1 protein-coding gene is annotated in these 722 nt (G+C 67.0%); it reads right to left on the reverse strand.

Going from position 1 to position 722, the window contains the following annotated elements:
• Positions 1–722, reverse strand: a 722-nt coding sequence (locus tag AACY45_RS27225; RefSeq protein WP_339548525.1) for a hypothetical protein, incomplete at both ends; no start/stop codon positions are given.

Raw genomic sequence — 722 nt, forward strand, 5'->3', positions numbered from 1 at the left:
TCGGCGACGAAAAGCCGAGCGCCGTCACCGCCTTGCGGTTGATCACCAGGTTGGGGCCGATTTTCTTGCGCTCCGCCGGGGAAAGAAGAGCGCGATCGTCGGCATGCGCCGCGTCGAACAGGCGCCCGGCAATGCGCCGGGCACCGTAGACCGCGAAATAGTCGCGCCCCGTCCCGACATCCATCACCGATATCTTCCGGTCGGGCGCACCTGGCCGACTGTAGCCCGAGAAATTGGTCGTATCCTGATCCCCCGGCGCATTGTTGCCCACCGTTACGCCCGTCACGCCCGGAACCGCTGCCGCGCTGCGTAAGATGTCCGCGCGCTGCGCCGCATCGAGCCCGCTATCGTTGAACGAGCGAATGAGCAGCAGCCCTTCCCGATGGAAGCCGAGGTCGGCGTCGCGGATGTGCGCGGTCTGCGCCAGCATCGTCCCGGTTGCGATCGCAAAGGCGATGGCGATGGCGAACTGGACGATGACCAGCGCGCCACGCAACCGTGCTCCGGCGCGACCACCGCCCGGTGCGCGCGTCGAGGCCAGCACCGCAGCGGGACGGAAACCCGACAGGACGAAGGCGGGGTACAGACCGGCCACCAGCGCGATCACCAGGACCAGCGCGATCATGGGAAGTACGATCCCGTCGCGCCCGAAATAATGGAGCGCGAGTTGGGTGCCCCCGAGCGTATTGACGAATGGCAGCGCGATCTCGGCCAGCGCAAAG

The sequence above is a fragment of the Pseudomonas sp. RA_35y_Pfl2_P32 genome, assembly GCF_963970735.1.
Lineage (GTDB): Bacteria > Pseudomonadota > Gammaproteobacteria > Pseudomonadales > Pseudomonadaceae > Aquipseudomonas.